The organism is Halomonas sediminis, from assembly GCF_044871105.1.
GTDB lineage: Bacteria > Pseudomonadota > Gammaproteobacteria > Pseudomonadales > Halomonadaceae > Vreelandella > Vreelandella zhuhanensis.
This window is the reverse complement of sequence record NZ_CP085246.1, coordinates 1,995,965-2,016,161: the sequence shown is the minus strand read 5'-3', so window position 1 is coordinate 2,016,161 and position 20,197 is coordinate 1,995,965. Positions and strand designations below refer to the sequence as shown.

The following is a 20,197-nucleotide window of genomic DNA, read 5'->3' as shown; positions in this document are numbered from 1 at the left end:
AGGTAACGCTTCATGATGCTGCTGGTCAGCTACGCCATGCCGGCATTGTGAAAGTATCCTGATAACGCAGCGAGCCTAAGGATATCGTATGCTGACGTATATCACTTTACTTGTTTAGGCGTAACCACGCACGGAGAGGGCATGAGCGTTCCAATATCATCGAAAGAGTATGAAGCCAATGAAGCCGCATCGGTGGAAGTGGCCACGTATATGCACTCAGTTGGCCAGGCGGCCCGCAAGGCAGCATCCACCCTGCGTCGGTGCGATACAGGCACCAAGAATGCCGCCTTGTTGGCCATGGCCGAGCAACTCGACCAAGCGCGCCAGACGGTGCTGGCTGCGAATGCGCGTGATATGCAGCGTGGCCGGGAAAATGGCTTGGACGCAGCCCTCCTTGACCGCTTGGCGCTTGATGACACGCGCATCGATGCCATGCTGGAAGGGCTGCGTCAGGTGACGGCCTTGCCTGATCCGGTGGGTGAAATCGATGGTTTGCAATCGCGCCCCAGCGGCATTCAAGTCGGCAAGATGCGGGTCCCCTTGGGCGTTATCGGGATCATCTACGAGTCTCGGCCAAACGTGACCATGGAAGCGGCCAGCCTGTGCCTGAAATCCGGAAATGCCTGCATTCTGCGCGGTGGCTCGGAAGCCTGTGATTCCAATGCGGCTATCGGTGCCTGCATTCAGGCCGGCCTTGTGGATGCCGGTTTAGCGGAAAGCTCTGTTCAGGTGGTGGCAACTACCGATCGTGCCGCAGTGGGCGAATTGATCAGCATGCCTGAATTCGTCGATGTGATTATTCCGCGTGGCGGCAAGTCATTGATCGAACGTGTTTCGCGTGATGCCCGGGTGCCGGTGATCAAGCACCTGGACGGTGTCTGTCATGTTTACATCGATGCCACGGCGGACAAAGCCAAAGCCATGGCAATTGCGGTGAACGCCAAGACCCACCGTTACGGCACCTGCAATACCATGGAAACGCTGTTGCTGGATGCCTCGATTGCCGATGATATGCTGCCTGCCCTGGCTGCAGCCTATGCCGACCATCACGTGGAGCTGCGTGGCTGCGAACGTACCCGAGCCATCTTGCCCGATGTGGGCGTGGCCACGGAAGACGACTGGCATGCCGAATACCTGGCGCCAATATTGGCGGTCAAGGTGGTCGATGGTATCGATGCGGCGATGGCGCATATCGAGCGTTACGGTTCCCATCATACCGATGCCATCGTCACCGACCATTACGGGCTTGCCCGGCGCTTCATGGCGGAAGTGGATTCCAGTTCAGTGATCGTCAACGCTTCGACTCGTTTTGCCGATGGCTTCGAATATGGCCTAGGCGCGGAAATCGGTATTTCCACGGATAAACTGCACGCCCGAGGACCGGTAGGCCTGCAAGGCTTGACAACACAGAAATACGTGGTGTTCGGTGATGGCCAGGTACGTCAATAGTCAGGAATGCCCATGAATAGCTGTCAGCCGACCTTTCAGCGTATCGGCATGCTGGGGGGGACATTCGACCCGGTGCATCTGGGTCATTTACGCAGCGCCGTAGAACTTCACGAAGCGCTGGGGCTTGAACGGTTGCACATGATACCCGCCCCGCAGCCTCCATTGCGCGGCGAACCTCGGGTGGCCCCCCAAACCCGCCTGGCGTTGTTGCAGGCGGGCATCGGGGATACGCCGGGGTTGGTGGCGGATGACCGTGAGCTGCGCCGGGCCGGGCCTTCTTACAGTGCCGATACGTTGGCTGAATTGCGTGACCAGTATGGCGACCAGGCAAGGTTGGTAATGGTAGTAGGCCATGATGCCTTTCTCAAGCTGGCTCAATGGCATGCACCGCAACGTCTGTTCGAGCTGGCGCATGTGGTGGTGATCGATCGCCCCGGCTACAACGATCCTCTTCCTGAGGGTTTGAGGGAACTGCTGGGTGAAAGAGAAGTCGATAGTGTGTCGGTACTGATGAGGCATGCGAAAGGAGGCCTGTTACGTTTGAGCTTACCCTCGCGCATGGCGATTTCGGCAACCGGCATTCGGCATCGACTGGCCGCAAGCCAAAGTGTGCGTTACCTAGTGCCGGAAGCCGTCGAACGACTGATTATCCAGAAAGCGTTGTATCGAGATGAATAAATTGTCGATCGGAACGGCTAAACCGTCGATAGCGCTGGCAGCCACGCCATAAGCCGTTACAATGGCCGGCTCGATTCTGTCAGTTATCTCAGGGGTTGTAATTCAGGAGTTATGCACATCGAAACACTCAAGTTATTAGCGATTGATGCGCTGGAAGAACTCAAGGCGCGAGATGTCTCGCAGCTGGATGTTTCCAGCCTTACCGATGTTACCGATTTAATGGTGATCGCCAGCGGTACCTCTACCCGTCATGTCGCCGCACTGGCTGAAAACGTGGTGGAAAAGGCCAAGGAACAAGGGCTGCGGCCCAAGGGCGTGGAAGGCGGGCCTAATGCAGATTGGGTCTTGGTCGACCTGGGGGATATCGTGGTTCACATCATGCTTCCCGAAGCGCGCCAGCTGTATGACCTGGAGCGGTTATGGGCGGATCTGCCCGCGGATAGTTCACTAGTCGCGCTGGAACAGACGCCGACCTGATGAAGATTCGCTTGTTGGCGGTGGGTACCCGTATGCCCGCTTGGGTAGATGAGGGCGTCGAGACTTACCGCAAGCGGTTGCCACGGGATTTTAGCCTGGAAATTGAAGAAATCGCGCTGGGGCAGCGGGGCAAGAATGCCGACATTCCTCGAGCTGTCAATCAAGAAGCCGGGCGTATCCGTGACAAATTACGCGGTAATGAGCACTGCGTGGCGCTGGAAGTAAAGGGGAAACCCTGGAGCACTGAGCAGCTGGCTCGAGAAGCGGACGAGTGGCGGATGCAAGGGCGTGACGTTGTATTGCTGGTGGGAGGGCCGGATGGTTTAGCGCCCGAGCTTTCCGCTCAAGCGGATCAGCATTGGTCGTTGTCGCCGTTGACGCTACCCCACCCGCTGGTCAGGATCATGTTGGCCGAACAACTTTATCGTGCCTGGACATTGCTGGTCGGTCATCCCTACCACCGTTAAATTACCCGTTTGCCTACATTTGACTATCTCATCGAGGTTGGCTTGCCGTCATGCGTGAGCGTCGTGACACGCTGAAAAATCCAGGGCAGGAGCAGCGCATCTTCCGGATGCGTTCGTTGTTGGCAGTGCTGGTGGTGACGGTGTTGACCGGTCTGTTGACGGCCCGCCTGGCCTATCTGCAGGTGGTGCAACACGATATGTACAGCACGCGTTCGGAAAGCAACCGCGTGCGTATCGAGCCGCTGTCGCCTACCCGTGGATTGATATACGACCGTAACGGTGTCTTGTTGGCGGAAAACCGGCCTACCTATAATTTGACGCTGGTACGCGAGCGAGTGGAGGATCTGGATGCCACGCTTGAGCTGTTGGTGAAATTGCTGGAGCTTTCCGAGGAAGAAGTCGCAGCGTTTCACGTCCGTTCACGGCAACGCCAACGACCGTTTCAGCCGGCGCTGTTGACCAGTGATCTGAACGAAGATCAGATTGCCCGTCTAGCGGTCAATCGCCATCGCTTGCCTGGGGTGGAAGTGGAGGCCCAGTTACTGCGTTACTATCCGGACGCCGAGATCATGGCCCATGCCTTGGGCTATGTGGGACGGATCAATACCGACGAACTCAAAGTGCTGGATCCGGGGCGTTATGCAGGGACCCACTTCATCGGTAAAACCGGTATTGAACGTTTCTATGAAGATGCGTTACACGGCGAGGCGGGGCTGCGCAAGGTGGAAGCCAATGCGCGAGGCCGTGTGTTACGTGAGCTGAGCCGAACGGCACCGGTGCCGGGAAAAAACCTGACGTTAACCTTGGATAAATCGCTTCAGAAACTGGCCTATGAGTTGCTTGATGGCCGGCGTGGCTCGATCGTGGCACTGGCCCCGCAGAGTGGCGAAATATTGGCGCTAGCGTCAGCGCCGGGCTTTGACAGTAACCAGTTCGTTACCGGGATAGACGTTGCCTCCTATCGTGCCTTGCAGCAAGACCTTGATCTGCCGTTATTCAACCGTGCCATTCGCGGTCGCTACCCACCGGGCTCCACGATTAAGCCATTTCTGGCAATGGCCGGGTTAGCGGAAGGCGTCATTACACCGAACAGTCCTATCTACGACCCCGGTTATTACCAATTGCCCAATGATTCAAGGCGTTATCGAAACTGGTTGCGCTGGGGGCATGGCCGGGTGGACATGGAGCGCTCACTTGCGGTGTCCAATAACACCTATTATTACACCTTGGCCCATGACCTGGGCATTGATAGCTTGCACGAAAACATGCGTGCCTTCGGTTTTGGTCGACAGGTCGCGCATGATGTGCAGGGCGAAAGTGCAGCGCTGATGCCCTCCCGCGAATGGAAGCGAGCCCGTTTCAGTCAGCCATGGTATCCCGGAGAAACATTGTCGGTAGGCATCGGCCAAGGCTATTGGCAAGTGACCCCGCTGCAATTAGCCAGTGCCACCGCGACACTTGCCAATCGCGGCCAGTGGGTCAAGCCGCGCCTGGCTCGACGTGTCGGCGATACGTCGATGCCGCTTGAATTGCCGCATACGTTAGTTGATATCGAGCTTAGTAATACCGATTGGTGGGACAGTATCTTCAACGGCATGGAAAAAGTCCTTAGCGGTAATGAAGGGACAGCACGCCGTACCGGGGTAGGGCTGGAATACCGTATGGGAGGCAAGTCTGGCACCGCCCAGGTGTTCTCGCTGGGCAAGGATCAACGCTACGATGCTGACGAGCTTCGGGAGCGTTTGCGCGACCATGCCTTGTTCATAGCGTTTGCTCCTCTGGATGACCCTCAGATTGCCGTCGCGGTGATAGTCGAAAATGCCGGAGGAGGAAGTACCCATGCCGCTCATCTGGCGCGCGCCATGACCGACGCCTGGTTGCTTGAGCCGGAAGATAGCCAGCTCAACCTCGATGCCTTGCTCGAGGGAGAACTGTAAATGAGCATTATGCAATTAACACGACGCTGGCGTGGTTACACTGTGCGCCCCCCTGACAGTGGCATTGCCCGGCGCAAGAGTCTCTGGGAACGGATTCATATAGACCCGTGGTTGCTGGGAATGTTGCTGTTGCTTATGGGCGCCGGGTTGCTGGTTCTTTACAGTGCCTCGGGACAACATATCGACGTGGTGATTGCCCAAGGCATTCGATTTGGCGTTGCCTTGGTGGGGATGGCGGTGTTGGCTCAGTTCTCCGTGGTGACCTTTTTACGTTGGGCGCCGCTTGTCTATGGCGTCGGGCTGGCCATGCTGGTCGCCGTGGAATTGTTCGGTGATGTGGGAATGGGCGCCAAACGCTGGTTAGTGATTCCCGGCGTGATGCGCTTTCAACCCTCGGAAATGATGAAGCTGGCAGTGCCTCTGATGGTCGCGGCGTACTTGAGTCGCCGCCAATTGCCGCCCCGCCTGCGCGACTTGGTGGTATGCGCGGTACTGATTGCCGTGCCGGTGGTGCTGATCGCCACTCAACCCGACTTGGGTACTTCGTTGTTGGTCACCAGCGCGGCAGTGATCGTGATAGTGCTGGCCGGGCTTTCCTGGAAACTGATTCTGTTCGCCATGGCAATGGCCGGGGCCGCCTTGCCGGTGTTGTGGATGAACATGCATAACTACCAGCGTCAGCGGGTATTGACGTTTCTCAATCCGGAAAGCGATCCTCTAGGTTCCGGTTGGAACATCATGCAATCGACCACGGCGATCGGCAGCGGTGGCCTGTTTGGCAAAGGTTGGCTGGAGGGTACGCAATCGCAGCTGGAGTTTTTGCCCGAGCGTCATACCGATTTCATCATCGCGGTGCTTGGTGAAGAATTCGGCCTGGTGGGGATGCTGTTGCTACTCGCGCTTTACGTGATGATCGTCAGCCGAGGATTATGGCTGGCAAACTATGCGCAGGATACATTCGGGCGTCTTTTGGCGGGCAGTATCATCTTGACGTTTTTTATCTATGTGTTCGTCAACATAGGAATGGTCAGCGGCATATTGCCAGTGGTGGGTGTGCCGTTACCTCTGGTCAGTTACGGTGGCACCTCAAGCGTGACCTTGATGGCCGGTTTCGGTATCCTCATGTCGATCCAAGCCCATCGCCGGTTACTACCGCGTTAACGGCCACTAACCAGATGTATCAGTGAATTCCAGGAGTGGTGAGGACATGACTATGGCCGTACACAAGGCGACCGCGGGCTTGACTTTGGTAGTGCTGGGGTGGCTTCTGCTTAACTCTGCCAGCGCAGCGAATCCGACTTCGGAACAGCGACACTTTCATCCTGAGGTTCACTCACAGGCCGCCGAGTTGGTCGAGGAGTTATCAGAACGCGGTCTTTCGCGAGAATGGCTGACCGCCACTCTGAACAAGGCCGAATTTACTCAGGGGGTCCTGGATGCCATGGCGGGGGCCGCGGAGAGGCGGTTGGGCTGGCATGAGTACCGCGCTATCTTTCTAACCCCTGAGCGTATTGATGCTGGCGTGGCTTTCATTGATAGCCATACCGATGCCATGGGCCGAGCGCAAACCGACTATGGTGTGCCAGCGGAAATCATTGCCGCGATTATCGGGGTGGAAACCTATTATGGTCGTCATACCGGGCGTCACCGAGTGTTGGATTCGCTGGCTACGCTAGCGTTTCATCATCCTGTACGTGGTGATTTCTTTCGCGGTGAACTGAGTGCCTTTCTGGAACTCACTCATGAGCAGGGCGAGGCGCCGGAAAGCTTGAAAGGCTCCTATGCCGGGGCCATGGGCTACCCGCAGTTTATTCCCACCAGTTATCAGGCGTACGCGATAGATTTTGACGACGATGGCTTGCGCGATCTGTGGCATAACCCGGTGGATGCGATCGGTAGTGTCGCTAACTATTTCAGCGAACATGACTGGCAGCCGGGCGCACCTGTTTATCATGAGGCTAATGGCCCCGAAACCCTGGTTGAGGGCATCGAATTCAATCAGACGTCACGGCCGTATGTCACGCTTGAAGCGTTGCGTGCCGAGGGTATCGATCCCGCCGCTGCACAGGGGGATGCACCCAGGATTATGAAAGCCGATCAGAAGGTCATTCCGCTGGCATTGGAGATGGCGGATGGGCATTATCGCTATCGGCTCGCGCATGACAATTTTTATGTCATCACGCGCTACAATCATAGCCACCTCTATGCGATGGCAGTGACCGAACTGGCCGAAGCGATTGCTGAACAACGTGGGGAAACACCGTGATCGAGCAGCGTATTCATGAATGGCGCCCCGTGGTGCTGGTAGTTGTGTTGGCGCTGGGGTTGTTGAGCGGCTGTGCTAGCCAGGATGTTCAACAACCGGAGCGTCAGACATCCGATTCCCTGCGCCAAACTGGCTCTGACGCGAGCGCGTCTTCCTCAGAGCGTTACGCCATGAGTGGGGACGCCTACCCGATGGCGCCACCGGATGTTTCGCAAGTGCCGGATGCTGAGCCGCGTATCGAAGCGCCGTCTCGGGCAGGTAATCGTTCAAGCTATGAAGTGTGGGGTAAAACCTACCAGGTATTACCCGACGCCCGCGACTACCAGCGGCGAGGAACCGCCTCTTGGTACGGTGAAAAGTTTCACGGTTATGCCACTTCCAATGGTGAAATCTATGACATGTACAAAATGTCGGCAGCCCATCGCTCCTTGCCCTTGCCTACCTTTGCTCGGGTCACTAGTCTGGACAATGGTCGCTCGGTGATAGTACGTGTCAATGATCGGGGACCGTTTCATAGTGACCGAGAAATCGATTTATCCTATGCGGCAGCGGCACGCCTGGGCTTTCTGGATGCCGGTACCGGTGCGGTGGAAGTGGAAACCATTGACCCTGAGCGTTGGCTGGCCGAACGGGGGAGCGCATTCAATCGTTCACCGGTAGCTCAGCCTGATCCAGTGGCTATGGTGCCGATAAGCCCTCAACGCAGCACCACGCCGGTCGATACTGAAAAGGGTAAGGGTGCTGATAAGGTATACCTGCAGATTGCAGCGTTGGCATCTTCGGACAGTGCACGTGAGCTCAGAGATCGTCTGGAAAGTGAGCTTTCACATCCGGTTCGGGTCACGAGCGATGCCGACATGCATCGCGTACAGGTGGGGCCGGTAGATAATGAAAATAGTATGGTGCTGTTACGTGAGACGCTGCGCCAAGCCGGTTTTCCGCAAGTTTTTGTAGTGCGATAATAGCCGGAATACATACCTTGAGAGGCGCTGAAACTTCATCGCCTACTCTTTACCAGCTTTTCTGAATCAGTTTTGCTGTAACGCCAATGAGATCCTGTCGATGAATGCCTTGAAGTCTATGCTCCGTTTGCGCTTGCTACCCTGCTTAATGTGTCTGGTATTGGTTACATCTCACGCCATGGCTCAGGTCATTCCTCAACCCCAGACAATGATTCCAGCGACACCTCAGCTTGCGGCAAATTCGTGGATTCTGATGGATGCCAACAGTGGGCGAATTCTGGCGCAGCACAATCCGGATGAACGCCTACCTCCCGCCAGTCTCACCAAATTGATGACCGCCTACCTAGTGGAGCATGAACTGGATCGTGGCACTATCAAGCTGGATGACATGGTCAATGTCAGTGAGCGTGCCTGGCGCACCGGTGGCTCGAAGATGTTTATCGAAGTCGGTAACAAGGTGGCTATCCGCGATCTGTTGCATGGTATTGTCATCGTCTCGGGTAACGATGCCAGTGTGGCCATGGCCGAACACCTGGCCGGTGGTGAAGTGCCTTTTTCCGACTTGATGAACCAGCATGCCACCCGTTTGGACATGCATAACACCAATTTCGTCAATGCCACTGGTCTTCCGGGAGAAGATCATTACTCCACGGCACGTGATATGGCGCTTTTATCACAGCACATCATCAATGACTATCCCGAACACTACGCCATGTATTCCGAGCGTAACTACACCTATAGCGACATCAGCCAACCTAATCGTAACCGACTGTTGTGGCGTGACCCCAGCGTAGACGGCTTGAAAACCGGTTGGACCAATGAAGCGGGTTACTGTCTGGTGGCGTCGGCCAAGCGCGAGGACATGCGCTTGATTTCCGTGGTGATGGGAACTAACTCCGAAGAAGCGCGTGCCCAGGAGACCCAGAAACTCTTGAGTTACGGGTTTCGCTATTACGAAACGCTCAAGCTGTATGATCGGGGCGCAGTATTGACTACCCCACGGATATGGGGTGGCAGTGTGAACGAGTTGCGTGTGGGCGTAGATGACGATGTTCACATGACCTTGCCACGTAATCGCGATGCCGAGCTGACTGCTCGCTTGGACCTGGACTCCGACCTGAATGCTCCGGTTCACTTGGGCGATAGCGTCGGCACGCTGGAAGTCCGTCTAGGTGATGAGGTGATTGGCGAGCGGTCGCTGATAGCTCTTGAGGATGTCGAAGAGGGAGGCCTGTTCAAGCGTCTGTTGGATCAAGTCAGACGCTTCTTCAGTGGACTGCTGGGCCGCTTCTTCGATTAATGCCATGTTCGGCCTGTTGAGGTAAGAGAGATCAGGCCCGTTGATTATTTCTCTCTTCATGGAGCGTCTTTATCATGAAAAAAGGGCTACGAGACCTGCGCCAGCCAGCTACGGCGGCACCGGCGGAAAAACCTGAAATCGTTTTTCCCTGTGATTATCCTATCAAAGTGGTGGGAAATGCCGCCGATGACTTTGCCGCTACGGTATGCCAGATAGTCATTCAACATGCGCCGGAATTCGATGCCACCGAGATGCAGGTGGTGGATAGCCGTAACGGTCGTTTTCAATCGGTTCGTATTACGATTCGTGCTACTGGAGAAAAGCAGCTGAAACAGCTGTTTTTAGATTTGAAGGCCACTGGTCGTGTGCATATGGTGCTGTGATGAATGATGAGGACCTCGGCTCGGCTCCCATCAATATGTACGTTTTGGGGCGTCAGCCTTATTTGCCGGTATGGCAGGCCATGCGCGAACTGACCGATAGGCGTGATGCGGCGACGCCGGATCAGTTTTGGCTGGTTGAGCATGAACCGGTATTCACGCAAGGCCAGGCAGGCAAGCCGGAGCACCTGTTGATGCCGGGAGATATTCCCGTGGTGCAGACCGACCGGGGAGGTCAGGTGACCTATCATGGGCCAGGACAGGTGGTACTTTACCCCTTGTTGGATGTGCGTCGGGCGCGTATCGGTGTAAGAGCGTTGGTTTCAGCCCTGGAGAATGCCGTGATTGCGGTATTGGCAGGGTACGGTGTTTCTGCATGCGCCCGGCCTGATGCACCGGGTGTGTATGTCGCAGGCAACCACGACCATGAAGAACAGGCCAAGATCGCCTCACTGGGATTGCGCATTCGTCGGGGTGCCAGCTTCCATGGCGTGGCCCTCAATGTTAATGGGAGCCTTGAGCCCTTTATGCGGATCAATCCATGTGGTTATGCAGGGATGAGCATGACTCGTCTGGCTGACATTATTGACGAGCCGTTGGATATCGATAGGGTAGGCGAGCAGCTTGCACGGTGTTTGGCCGATGAGCTAGGGCGTGTCATTCAAATTGAAAAAACACGCCCCTTTATAGAGCCGGCCGGTCTAGCGCCCTAGCCGCTGTCTTTAGGCAACGTCTAGCCCACACTCTTGGTAGGAATCCGGTTGGAATCGGTTGTTTGCCCAGGGATTTCAACTGCGGATGCCAGCCCCAGATTATTCTTCTCGAATACCCGGTCGGCACGGTAGCTAGAGCGTACCAGCGGGCCTGAAGGTACTTCCATGAAGCCTTTTTCAAGCCCCAGCAGGCGATAGCGTTCAAACTCTTCGGGGGTGACCCAGCGCTCGACCGCCAAGTGATTCTTGGTGGGGCGTAGGTATTGCCCGAGAGTGACGATATCTACGCCAATGTCACGCAGGTCATCAAATGTCTGAAGAATTTCCTCTTCGGTTTCGCCCAAGCCCAGCATCAGGCTGGTCTTGGTGATAATGTCGGGGCGATGCCGCTTGGCGTGGGCGAGAACGTCAAGTGTCTTGCGGTAGCCGGCGCGTGGGTCTCGCACGCGACGTGTCAAGCGTTCTACGGTTTCCACGTTCTGGGCAAAGACTTCCAGGCCTGAATCTACTACCTGCTCAATGGCGCTATGCTCACCATCGAAATCAGGCGTTAGTGCTTCCACCACTACGTGAGGTGTGAGTTCCTTGATGGCACGAATACAGTTGGAGTAGTGGGTAGCCCCGCCATCGTCAAGGTCATCACGGTCGACCGAGGTCAAGACGATATAACGCAGCCCCATGAGCTCTACCGACTTGGCGGTATTTTCCGGTTCCTCAAGGTCGAGCCAGCCTTTGGGGTTACCGGTATCCACGGCACAGAAGCGACATGCCCGGGTGCATACCGAGCCCATCAGCATGATGGTGGCAGTGCCATTGCTCCAACATTCGCCCATGTTGGGACAATGTGATTCTGCACAAACGGTACTCAGGCGATGAGTGGCGACATTTTTCTTGACTGCCTCGAAGCGCTCCCCTGCAGGAATCTGCGCACGCAACCATTTGGGTTTGCGTTCAAGGGCTGCAGGCTCGGGTGTCTTTTCATGCTCAGCTGGCTTGCGCTGTTTCATGCCGTCCTTGATCACCGTCATGCCGTGTTCGTTGTGGAATTTTTCGCCACTTGGCACGCGCTGTGAAGTGCTGTCGCTCATAAAAGGTGAGCCTCTCTACTTGGCGGCTGACAAGGTTTAGAGGGCGAAACTGCGCTTGGACATGTGTTCGACAAGGCGTTGCGCAACCTCGAAAGCCTGCAGATTGATACGTAAGAATAACCCTCAATGTATCATAATCACTACTTAAGTGGACACAAGCCCGCAGTAAAGCCATGGTTTTTCGCTGATCGGCCGTTATGAAGAAAGCATGGGCAGGCAGGCAACACCATGGCTGGGAAGGGGGCTCGAGGGGGCACGAAAATGCGCTTGGTAATCGCTTAGGTGCTCCCGTACGAAGCGTACAAAAACTTCGGTAACTGGCGTGGGAAAACGTTCACGGGAATACACCATGCACCATGAGCGGCGAATCGGGAAATCCGGCAATATCAATTCGTAAAGTAACCCCTGCTCCAGCTCCAGCTGTACCGCCAAACGTGGCAGTACGGCTACTCCCAGATGCGCCATGACCCCTTGCTTTATGGCCTCGTTGGTTCCCATTTCGATGCAATGAGAAAGCGTGACGTTTTGTGCGGCGGCGATCTGTTCGAAGGCATTGCGTACCCCCGAGCCCGGTTCGCGCATCAGCACATAATGCCGGGCAAAATCGATCAAGCGAGGAGCCGGGGCATATAAAAGGGGATGTTCGGGCCACACAACGGCAATCAATTCATTGTCCAGGATTGGCATGACCACCAGTTGGTCGTCTTCCGGAACCATGGCCATGATCACCAGATCGTCATGTTGATCCACCAGTCTCTCTAGCGCTTGGCTACGATTGCAGACTTTCAAGCGCAGTTTTACCTCAGGGTAATGGGCGCGAAAGCGTGCAAGAAGGTAGGGCACCACATATTGGGCCGATGAGACAGCAGCTAGGTTGAGCTCACCGGTGATCTTGCCGCTCATGTCGGAAAGATTCATCTGAAGGCGCGACAACTGACCGAAAATTTCACGGGTGGAGCCTGCCAAGGTGTCAGCGGCTGGAAGTACATGCAGCGTCTTTCCTGCATACTTGAACAGTGGCTGGCCAAGCGCCTGCTCTAACTGGCGAACCTGGGCGCTGACGGCTGGCTGGCTTAACCCGAGTTGCTCGGCCGCACGCGAGTAAGAACGTTGACGATGGACGGCCTGAAACACCTGAAGCTGACGAAACGTCAGACGGTTTAGCAACTTGAGTGATGACATGAACGTCCTCGACCAGCAAAGTAGTGCATATGGATCAGTGCGAATAGATCTATATAGATAGGGCTGGACCAATAGACCTGTACGTTAAACATAAGCTAAATTTTAACACTGAATGCCCACATCTGCGCTCTTCACCGACCCTAGTGCGCTGTAAGCGGTAGCCTATTAAGTGGAAAAAATCGAAGAAAAGCGTGAAAAAAATAACAGGGAAGGTGCATCGACGCCCCGTCCGCAGTATCCTACGATATATTGCGTTGCAGCATAGTGCGCTTCGGGTCAGTCACCCCTTGCAGTGACCCAACGGGAGAATTTATGAACTTTCTTGCCAACCCCATGCTCCGTTCCGGGTTGTTTCAACAGAAAAAGGTCTTCACACCCGGCACTGAGCTGACTGCCCTGTTCGACCCGTTCGGCTTCGGCCGGGCTGCCTTCGATTACTGGCGTGATAGTGTCGAACGTAGTGTGTTGTATCTGGATGTCATGCGTGAACGTGGCAACCAGTATCTGGAACATATGGAACAGACCAAGCCTAGCGTGCTGGGTTTTGACACGGAAGTCTTGATGGATGGCCGCACATTGCCGGCCCCGGTCAACTACGAGTTGATGCGTGTTCTGCCCCCCGAAGGGGTTGAAATCGATTTACAGATGCGCCCCTTTGTAGTGGTTGACCCGCGTGCCGGGCACGGTCCGGGAATCGGTGGTTTTAAACCCGATAGCGAGTTGGGCGTTGCCCTGCGTGCCGGGCATCCCTGCTATTTCATCGGCTTCTTGCCATTTCCTGAGCCGGGGCAGACGGTGGAAGATGTGGTTGAAGCGGAAGTCGCTTTTTTACGCCACGTTATCGAACTTCATCCAGAAACTGCCGAAAAGCCCATGGTGGTGGGTAACTGCCAAGCTGGTTGGCAAATCATGATGGCGGCAGCGCTGGAGCCGAGTGTATTCGGCCCGATTCTGATCGCCGGTGCACCGTTATCGTATTGGGCCGGCGAGCGCGGCAAGGCACCGATGCGTTATACCGGCGGGCTCACCGGGGGCAGTTGGATAACCGCCATGACCTCCGACCTGGGTAATGGTCAGTTCGATGGTGCCTGGTTGGTCAAGAACTTCGAAGCTCTCAATCCGGCCAATACTCATTGGAAAAAGCAATACAACCTGTTTTCCAGTATTGACACCGAAGCCAAGCGTTATCTGGAATTCGAGCGCTGGTGGGGTGGCCACGTACTGCTTGGCGGCGAGGAAATACAGTATATCGTCGACAACCTCTTCATAGGTAATCGTCTCTCGACAGCGCAGTTGGTGACGCGCGACGGGCGCCGTATCGACTTGCGCAACTTGCGTTCCCCGGTGGTGGTGTTCTGCTCGCGCGGTGATGATATCACCCCGCCACCGCAGGCCCTGGGTTGGATTCGTGACCTTTATGAAGGCGAAGAAGACCTCATTGCCAACGAGCAAACCATCGTCTATTGCGTCCACGATACGACCGGTCATTTGGGTATCTTCGTGTCGGGAAGTATCTCGCGCAAGGAGCACTCTGAATTCACCGCTAATATGGACTATATCGACGTCATGCCGCCGGGGCTTTATGAGACCACGGTAAGTCATGCCTCCGAACGCGATGATGTAGAACTCATGGAGCGCGAATATCTGCTCGAATTTACTCAGCGTAATTTCGAGGAGCTGGATCGTGAGGTCAAGCACATGCCGGAGGATGAGCGTCGCTTTGCCACGGTAGCGCGTGTCTCTGAAATTAACCTGGGGCTTTATCGCAAGTTCTTGCAGCCGATCGTACAAGCTGTCACCACCCCCGAAACAGCACGCTGGAACCGTCGCATGCATCCAGTTCGGTTAGGCTACAAGATGCTTTCCGATCGAAACCCCATGGCAGTACCGCTGCCGATAATGGCCGAGCGTATACGCGAAGACCGGCATCCGGTTGATGAAAACAATCCGTTCAAGGCCATGGAATCCATCGTCTCGGACCAGATTGTCAGGTCGCTGAATGCCTTCCGCGATTTGCGTGACAGCAGCGTCGAGCGGCTGTTCCTGACTATCTACGGCCAGCCATTACTACAAGCTCTGGTCGGCCTGCATGGTTCTGAAGAGGCCATCCATCGCCGTCCGGGAGCAGAGCCGGAGCATCTTCGTTTCATTGAACAGCGCCGAGAAGAATTGTGTGCCAGGATTGCCACCGGCGGTGCTCATGAAGCGGTGATGCGGTCCGTGATTTATGTGCTGGGTGGGGCTCCGGCCACCGATGAGCGTAATTTCAAGCGCCTGCGTGCTTCTCATGTTGAACTTGAGCCGGATAGTGATTTGGCCTCGTTCAAAAAACTGGTGCGTGACCAGTTCTTTATTCTCAAACTGGACCGTGAGCAGGCATTGGAAACCTTGCCGGCACTGCTGGAAGGCCAAAGCAATGAACAGATTGATGCGCATATCAGGCATCTTGACCATGTATTTGCAGCCAGTGGTGAGCTCTCGGAGCAAGGTGCCAAGCGTTTTGAGAAAATAAAGGCATTTTTCGATCAGGCACGGCCGGAGCCGGAGCCGGAAAAAACTACCCCGGTCCCGCATGCAAAGCAGGAACCGGCAGTTAAGAAAGAAGCGCCGCCCGAACCTGTTAATCAACCTAAGCCTGCGGCTGAATCGACGTCCGAAACGCCGGCCCAAGCGGAAAAGCCTGCTTCCAATAAGCCGGCAACAACGCCGAATTCCCCTGCGCGTAAGCGGACACATCGCAAGCGTTAAAAACCTGTTTAAGTGGCAATCAACGCCCTCACCCTTGGTGAGGGCGTTTTTTCATGGGGGTTGTCGTTGCTAGTGTGGCGGGCTAGTGTCTAGGCAAGTCACGCTGATAGTGCGACTGGCGCTTAGCGGTGGCGTGGGTTAGGGTAGTCGCATTTTTCACCCGCGAGGTCTGCGGCACAGAATTCAAGGCGCGGGCTTTTGGTCGGCGCATCAGGAAAGTGGAGCACTATGGGCAAGTCACTGGTCATCGTCGAGTCGCCGGCCAAGGCCAAGACGATCAATAAATATCTCGGCAACGATTTCATCGTGAAGTCGAGCGTAGGTCATATCCGTGACCTGCCGACCAGCGGCTCGGGCAAGGCTGCCTCCGACCCCAAGGAGCGCGCTCGTCAAGCCGCGTTGACTCGCAAGATGTCTGCGGAAGATAAAGCGGAATACAAGAAGCACAAGGCCCACGACCAGCTGATCCGGCGCATGGGAATTGACCCGGATAATGGCTGGGAGGCGCATTACGAGATCCTTCCCGGCAAGGAAAAAGTGGTCGCGGAACTCCAGAAACTGGCAGCCAAGGCCGATGCGGTCTATCTCGCAACCGACTTGGATCGTGAAGGGGAAGCCATTGCGTGGCACCTTCGCGAAACCATTGGCGGGGACGAGACGCGCTACAAGCGCGTGGTATTCAACGAGATTACCAAGAATGCCATCCAGGAAGCTTTTGAAGCTCCCGGAAGTCTCAATATCCCAAGAGTCGAAGCTCAGCAGGCTCGGCGATTCCTGGACCGTGTGGTCGGCTTTATGCTCTCGCCGTTGCTGTGGGCCAAGATCGCTCGGGGCCTTTCCGCCGGACGGGTGCAGTCGGTGGCGGTACGCTTGATTGTCGAACGGGAACGTGAAATCCGCGCCTTTATTCCCGAAGAGTTCTGGGATGTTCATACTGACCTGATCACAAGCGAAGGCGAAATCGTACGTTTTGCGCTGGTGCGGCAAGATGGCAAACCGTTCCGCCCCACCTCGGAAACCGAAACGCTGGAGCGTATTGCCGGGCTTCGGGAAGCTAGCCTTGCGATTACAGCGAGGGAAGATAAGCCGACCCGCTCGAAACCTAATGCCCCCTTTATTACCTCCACCTTGCAACAAGCGGCGAGTGCTCGGTTGGGTTTCTCGGTCAAGAAGACCATGACCATGGCCCAGCGCTTGTACGAGGCGGGCTTCATTACCTACATGCGTACCGACTCGACAAACTTGTCCAAGGATGCCGTGGAAAGTGCCCGTGACTATATCCATGCGCAGTATGGAGAGCGTTACCTGCCGGAATCACCGAATCGCTATTCCAGCAAGGAGGGCGCACAGGAAGCTCACGAGGCGATTCGTCCTTCGGATGTAACGCACAAGGCGACTGATCTCAGCGGCATGGAACGCGATGCCGAGCGGTTATATGAGTTGATATGGCGCCAGTTCGTGGCCTGCCAGATGACCCCGGCGGAATATCTCTCAAGTAATCTAACCGTGGAGGTCGGAGGGTATGAGCTAAAAGCCAAGGGGCGCGTGCTCAAGTTCGATGGTTATACCCGAGTGATGAAGCCCGGCGGCAAGAACGAAGATCAAGTATTGCCGGATCTTGCCGTAGGCACGCCAATGCGCCTTGAAACGCTTGAACCTCAACAGCATTTCACCAAGCCCTCGCCGCGTTACACCGAAGCCAGCCTGGTCAAGGAGCTGGAGAAGCAGGGAATTGGCAGGCCTTCCACCTATGCTTCGATCATCTCTACGATTCAGGACCGCGGCTATGTCAAGCTGGAAAACCGCCGCTTCTATGCCGAAAAACTGGGCGATATCGTCACCGAACGGTTGAAGGAATCCTTCCCTGATCTGATGGATTATTCTTTCACTGCACGCATGGAAGATGGATTGGATGAGGTCGCCGAAGGACAGCGCAACTGGCAGGCGTTGCTGAATGCCTTTTATGCCGAGTTCCGTGAAGAACTGGCACAGGCGCAAAGCGAAGATGGCATGCGCCCCAATCAGCCGGTACCTACCGATATTGATTGTCCCCGCTGTGGGCGCAAGATGCAGATTCGTACCGCCTCCACCGGCGTGTTTCTGGGTTGCAGTGGTTACAACCTGCCTCCCAAGGAGCGCTGCAAGACCACCATCGATCTGATTCCAGGAGAAGAGGCAGTGGCAGCGGATGCCGATGAGGAAGCCGAAGCCGAAGCTCTGCGGGCCAAGCGGCGTTGTCCGAAATGCGGCACTGCCATGGACAATTACCTGATCGACGAAACGCGCAAGTTGCATATCTGCGGTAATAGCCCTGATTGTGATGGCTATGCCGTTGAAGAGGGCAAGTTCAAGATCAAAGGCTATGAAGGCCCGGTGATCGAATGTGACAAGTGTGGCAGCGAAATGCAGCTAAAATCCGGGCGTTTCGGCAAATATTTCGGATGTACCAACACTGAGTGCAAGAACACGCGCAAATTGCTGAAGAGTGGTGAAGCCGCTCCACCCAAGATGGATCCGATTCCCATGCCAGAATTGGCTTGCCGGAAAGTCGAAGATCATTATGTCCTGCGCGACGGTGCCAGTGGCTTGTTCCTGGCGGCAAGCAAGTTTCCCAAGAATCGCGAGACACGCCCGCCGTTGGTCAAGGAGCTCAAGGCGCATGCTGATGAGCTTCCCGAGAAATACCATTTCCTGCTCAAGGCTCCCAGTGAAGATCCCGAGGGGCGGCCCGCGCAAATTCGTTTCTCGCGCAAGAGCAAGTCGCAATATGTAATGACCGAGGAAGAGGGTAAAGCCACTGGCTGGAAAGCCACCTTTGAAAATGGCAAATGGGAAGTGGAGGACAAGCGGAAATGACACCGAGTGGACGCACCAATCAATTGCTCTATCAGGCTGAGCTGTTGCTGGCGATGCCCTCAGGCGAAGGCGACCAGGCGCCGGTGCGGCGCATGGCTTTGGAAGAGGGCGCCTTGGCCCTCTCAGAGTTATGGTTGGAATCGTTTTTGCGTGAGATAACCAAACATGCTCGCTTGTCCACCCATGCGTGGCGTGAATTGCTGGTGCCTCAAGGCCCGCCAGTGGCCGAGCTTGGCCGGTTACGGGATCTCATGGCGCAGCCTGAAAGCTGGTTGGCATGGTTGACCCGGCGCCTTGAGCAGCTCCATGCCGAAGAAGGCGCTGCACGGCGTCCTACGCAAAATCGAGGCATGATAGCAGTGGGCGGTAATCGTGATCTGGGGGAGGCATTAAGCGACTGTCTGGCACAAGCCAAACGTGAAATAGCCGCCTTGAGAGAAACCAGCCAGGAGTGGTAACTTTTTTAAGTCATTTTTCCTAAATCGATATTTAGGCGGCCCCTGCGTGAGGTGTCAGCCTGCCATTCCGTTTCTTCTTGAAGTCTTTCTGTGTATACCTTGGCTATCTACCGTATGGTCTAAGCTGTCGGGGGTTCGAACCCATCGGCGAAAAAGCGTATGGTAATTATCTAAGGTTTTTACTATGTTATATAAAAACCTCTGTTGTTTCAGTCACCTCTGACGCGTTCAGTGTAAGGAGTGAACAATGCGTAAGGAAAAAACAAAGCGCTACAATCAAGTCAAGGACTTGGTGAAATGGGCGATGAGCTATCATGCTCGCATGGCCAAACAGTACGGCGACGCGGCGGAAGAGGCTTCTAGTGAAAGGGTGAAAATGGCGCTGAATTATCTCGCCAACCGTGAGCTTCGCATGCAGACGGGGTTGGAGGATATTTTTCATGATGGTACCGATCACACCGAAGTACTGGAAACCTGGTTCGATGAGGTAGGGGACTTTCCTCATCCGCCGAAACTCGAACGCATCGCCGAAACGGCGAATTACGACAGCATCGGTGCGATTATGGAAACGGCAGTGACAGAACACCGTACCTTGCAGGATCTTTATCAGCACCGTGCTTCGCGGGCGAACGTCAATCCGGAAAAAGAATTTTTCAATTCCTTGGCGGAAGGGCACGAAGCCGAAATGCGGCGTATCGTGACGAGCCTTGAGGAACTTGAAGACATTTGATTTGCGCTATATCCAGGAGGTTCTATGTCAGACATGCTGCTATCTCCAGAGATGTTGGGATATTTTACCGAAGATGACTTGCGGGAAGTGCCGGACGATTCTGGTGTCTATTGCATCTTCAAGGCCGGGCCAGACCAGGAAAGTGGTGAAATGAAGCCTCAAAAATTGTTGTATGTGGGTGAAGGGCGTGATGTTCGCTCTTGCCTTCTGCATCATGAGGACAAGGATCGCTGGCATGCCGAATTGGAAGAAGGCCAGGCGCTCTGGTTTAGTGTCGGGCTATGTGGACATGCCCACAGGGAAAGGCTCGCGGCGGCGCTGGTGCATCTCCACAAGCCGGTGCTTAACCATCAATACATCGATACTTTCCCCTTTGACAGAACGGTAGTGCATCTTATGGGAAAGAAGGATTTGCTGATGAATCCTTTTACCGTCGAGCGCAAGGATACATAAACGCCATGAAATGATGGCTGACAGAGGCGGCGCCAATAAGGTATAACAGCCGA

Annotated in this window: 18 protein-coding genes; 16 read left to right on the top strand and 2 right to left on the bottom strand. The window is 55.4% G+C overall.

The features are described 5' to 3' along the window. The first annotated feature begins 210 nt into the window (after positions 1–210). From LG290_RS09645 to lipB, 11 genes are all read left to right on the top strand, one after another. A complete protein-coding gene (locus tag LG290_RS09645) occupies positions 211–1,449 on the top strand; it encodes a glutamate-5-semialdehyde dehydrogenase (RefSeq protein ID WP_499837074.1) in 1,239 nt (412 codons plus the stop codon). Positions 1,450–1,461: 12 nt separating this feature from the next. Further along, entirely contained in the window at positions 1,462–2,127 is a 666-nt protein-coding gene (gene nadD / locus LG290_RS09640; protein WP_499834642.1) for a nicotinate-nucleotide adenylyltransferase, read from the top strand. 111 nt (positions 2,128–2,238) lie between these two features. After that, positions 2,239–2,604 carry a ribosome silencing factor gene (rsfS, locus tag LG290_RS09635; RefSeq protein WP_499834641.1) on the top strand — a complete coding sequence of 122 codons (366 nt, stop codon included), beginning with the start codon at positions 2,239–2,241 and terminating at the stop codon, positions 2,602–2,604. Next, positions 2,604–3,071 (top strand): 23S rRNA (pseudouridine(1915)-N(3))-methyltransferase RlmH, encoded by a 468-nt coding sequence (gene rlmH / locus LG290_RS09630; RefSeq protein WP_499834640.1) that lies wholly within the window; start codon positions 2,604–2,606, stop codon positions 3,069–3,071. The genes rsfS and rlmH overlap by 1 nt, the downstream gene beginning before the upstream one ends. A gap of 50 nt (positions 3,072–3,121) precedes the next feature. Further along, positions 3,122–5,008 (top strand): penicillin-binding protein 2, encoded by a 1,887-nt coding sequence (gene mrdA / locus LG290_RS09625; protein WP_499834639.1) that lies wholly within the window; start codon positions 3,122–3,124, stop codon positions 5,006–5,008. Beyond that, the gene (gene rodA, locus LG290_RS09620) at positions 5,009–6,169 is read left to right on the top strand and encodes a rod shape-determining protein RodA (RefSeq protein ID WP_499834638.1); all 1,161 of its coding nucleotides are present in this window, start codon (positions 5,009–5,011) and stop codon (positions 6,167–6,169) included. 46 nt (positions 6,170–6,215) lie between these two features. Further along, on the top strand, positions 6,216–7,274 hold the full coding sequence (mltB, locus tag LG290_RS09615; RefSeq protein ID WP_499834637.1) for a lytic murein transglycosylase B: 1,059 nt from the start codon (positions 6,216–6,218) through the stop codon (positions 7,272–7,274). Then, complete coding sequence (locus LG290_RS09610; protein WP_499837073.1) at positions 7,274–8,236, top strand: septal ring lytic transglycosylase RlpA family protein; 963 nt, start codon at positions 7,274–7,276, stop codon at positions 8,234–8,236. Before mltB ends, LG290_RS09610 begins: the two co-directional genes overlap by 1 nt. 118 nt (positions 8,237–8,354) lie before the next feature. Further along, positions 8,355–9,536 carry a D-alanyl-D-alanine carboxypeptidase family protein gene (locus tag LG290_RS09605; protein WP_499837072.1) on the top strand — a complete coding sequence of 394 codons (1,182 nt, stop codon included), beginning with the start codon at positions 8,355–8,357 and terminating at the stop codon, positions 9,534–9,536. A gap of 74 nt (positions 9,537–9,610) precedes the next feature. Then, entirely contained in the window at positions 9,611–9,919 is a 309-nt protein-coding gene (locus LG290_RS09600; protein ID WP_160418716.1) for an HP0495 family protein, read from the top strand. Continuing rightward, the gene (gene lipB, locus LG290_RS09595) at positions 9,919–10,629 is read left to right on the top strand and encodes a lipoyl(octanoyl) transferase LipB (RefSeq protein ID WP_499834636.1); all 711 of its coding nucleotides are present in this window, start codon (positions 9,919–9,921) and stop codon (positions 10,627–10,629) included. Before LG290_RS09600 ends, lipB begins: the two co-directional genes overlap by 1 nt. A 20-nt stretch (positions 10,630–10,649) precedes the next feature. Here the strand turns inward: lipB and lipA are convergent, their stop codons facing one another. Next, positions 10,650–11,717 carry a lipoyl synthase gene (lipA, locus tag LG290_RS09590; RefSeq protein WP_499834635.1) on the bottom strand — a complete coding sequence of 356 codons (1,068 nt, stop codon included), beginning with the start codon at positions 11,715–11,717 and terminating at the stop codon, positions 10,650–10,652. A gap of 195 nt (positions 11,718–11,912) precedes the next feature. Beyond that, complete coding sequence (locus LG290_RS09585; protein ID WP_499834634.1) at positions 11,913–12,899, bottom strand: LysR substrate-binding domain-containing protein; 987 nt, start codon at positions 12,897–12,899, stop codon at positions 11,913–11,915. Between the two features lie 312 nt (positions 12,900–13,211). Between LG290_RS09585 and LG290_RS09580 the strand changes: the two genes are divergently transcribed. The 5 genes from LG290_RS09580 (at position 13,212) to LG290_RS09560 (ending at position 20,144) form a co-directional block, all read left to right on the top strand. Then, positions 13,212–15,647 carry a DUF3141 domain-containing protein gene (locus LG290_RS09580; protein WP_499834633.1) on the top strand — a complete coding sequence of 812 codons (2,436 nt, stop codon included), beginning with the start codon at positions 13,212–13,214 and terminating at the stop codon, positions 15,645–15,647. A gap of 228 nt (positions 15,648–15,875) precedes the next feature. Next, positions 15,876–18,503 carry a type I DNA topoisomerase gene (topA, locus tag LG290_RS09575; RefSeq protein ID WP_499834632.1) on the top strand — a complete coding sequence of 876 codons (2,628 nt, stop codon included), beginning with the start codon at positions 15,876–15,878 and terminating at the stop codon, positions 18,501–18,503. Further along, positions 18,500–18,961 (top strand): DUF6586 family protein, encoded by a 462-nt coding sequence (locus tag LG290_RS09570; RefSeq protein ID WP_499834631.1) that lies wholly within the window; start codon positions 18,500–18,502, stop codon positions 18,959–18,961. The genes topA and LG290_RS09570 overlap by 4 nt, the downstream gene beginning before the upstream one ends. A gap of 247 nt (positions 18,962–19,208) precedes the next feature. Further along, positions 19,209–19,691: a ferritin family protein gene (locus LG290_RS09565; RefSeq protein ID WP_499834630.1), complete on the top strand. Its 483-nt coding sequence runs from the start codon at positions 19,209–19,211 to the stop codon at positions 19,689–19,691. Positions 19,692–19,715: 24 nt separating this feature from the next. Next, positions 19,716–20,144 (top strand): GIY-YIG nuclease family protein, encoded by a 429-nt coding sequence (locus LG290_RS09560; RefSeq protein ID WP_499834629.1) that lies wholly within the window; start codon positions 19,716–19,718, stop codon positions 20,142–20,144. The last annotated feature ends 53 nt before the right edge of the window (positions 20,145–20,197 follow it).